Genomic DNA, 1,245 nt, shown 5'->3' with positions numbered 1-1,245 from the left:
AGGGTGCATAGGTACGCACGATAGGAACGAAGCGGGCCAGGACGATGGTCTTTCCGCCATGGTGCTCGTAAAAAGCATGGGCTTCAGCCAAGTGCCTGGGATTGAAAAGCACTGAACGTTCCCAGTGAAAGACTTTGGGACCGATCCAGCGTCCAATCTGAAAATTCAGTTGATTGCCCAGAAAAGCGCCCGCAGATAATACCACCCACAACAGGGGAAGATTGAAGGGGCCGGGGGTCAAGGCATTCCCGGCAGCGACGGCCCCTGCCACAAACAGCAGGGAATCTCCTGGCAGCAAGGGTGCAATCACCAACCCCGTCTCGCTAAAGATGATCAGAAATAGAATCAAATCGGAAGCATACCCGTACTGCTGGCTCAAGGCCACCAGATGATCGTCCAGGTGCGCCAGTAAATGAAGGATGTCCACGAAATTATGGGGTATCCGGAAGTGTGTTGGTTTTCCTGTCGCTCACCAGAAAATCGGCACGGGTCATGCCCAGTGCCATGGCAATGGGACTGGCCACCAATACGGAGGAGTAGATCCCGAAAAGAATTCCAATGGTCAATGCCAAAGCAAAATAATGCAGGGCTTCTCCACCAAAAAAGAGCATGGAAGTCACCATCAACTGAGTGCATCCATGGGTAATGATGGTCCGACTCATCGTCCGCGTGATGGCATTGTCGATGACCTGAGAAACCGATGCCCCGCGCATCTTGCGAAAGTTCTCTCGTACCCGGTCGAACACTACCACGGATTCATTCACCGAATACCCCAGAATGGCCAACACCGCAGCCAGGACGGAAAGGGAAAACTCCCACTGAAAGAAAGCAAAAAACCCCAGAATGATCACCACATCGTGCAGGTTGGCCACGATGGTGGCTACCGCCGGTCTCCATTTGAAACGCAGGGAAAGGTAGATGACGATGCCCAGAGAAACGAATAGAAGAGCAGCAGAGCCATCCTTGACTAACTCGTCTCCGACCTGAGGTCCAACAAATTCCACACGGCGCACCTGCAAGGAGGCATCCTGTTGCCACAATGCCTGACGCACCTTTTCCGAAAGGGCGCCACTGCTGACTCCATGACGCAGGGGCAAACGAATCAATACGTCATGGGAACTTCCAAAGTTCTGCACATTCGCATCATGCAGTCCCAACTGCTTCAGGCTCCGACGCATCCCCGTCAAATCGGCCTGACCCGCCGTATGGACTTCCATGACGGTGCCACCAGTGAAATCCACTGAA

General features: G+C 53.5%; 2 protein-coding genes. Both read right to left on the bottom strand.

All coding sequences use genetic code 11. The features are described 5' to 3' along the window. The coding region (locus tag M6F29_RS11755) for a VTT domain-containing protein (protein ID WP_298160128.1) at positions 1 to 427 on the bottom strand (427 nt) is incomplete at its 3' end. A gap of 4 nt (positions 428 to 431) precedes the next feature. Continuing rightward, on the bottom strand, positions 432 to 1,245 hold an 814-nt coding region (secF, locus tag M6F29_RS11750), incomplete at its 5' end, for a protein translocase subunit SecF (protein ID WP_298160125.1).

The sequence above is a fragment of the Ferrovum sp. genome (assembly GCF_027317285.1).
Lineage (GTDB): Bacteria > Pseudomonadota > Gammaproteobacteria > Burkholderiales > Ferrovaceae > Ferrovum.
The sequence above is the reverse complement of the archived record's forward strand: the minus strand, read 5'-3'. Positions and strand labels throughout refer to the sequence as shown.